This window comes from Phormidium sp. CCY1219 (assembly GCF_035615515.1).
Taxonomy (GTDB): Bacteria; Cyanobacteriota; Cyanobacteriia; order Cyanobacteriales; family Laspinemataceae; genus CCY1219.
The window spans coordinates 1-209 of the sequence record NZ_JAJENT010000014.1; the positions used below are offsets into that span (position 1 = coordinate 1).

Consider the following 209-nt stretch of genomic DNA (forward strand, 5'->3'; position numbering starts at 1 on the left):
AAATATTGCAACCGCTGCGGCACGCAACTGACGCCGATATTGCGCGATCGCTATCGTATCGAGCGCCCCCTGGGAAGCGGTGGATTTGGCAGAACCTATTTAGCCAGCGACACAGACCGACGGGATGCAGTTTGCGTGGTCAAACAGTTTGCACCCAGTGGCGGAATGAGCAGCAACCCGCAACTATTGGAAAAGGCGATCGCGTTATT

The 209-nt window shown here is 55.0% G+C and carries 1 pseudogene; it reads left to right on the plus strand.

What is annotated here, in order from left to right:
- A pseudogene (locus LKK83_RS00245) lies at positions 1-209 on the plus strand (serine/threonine protein kinase); the annotation flags it as partial.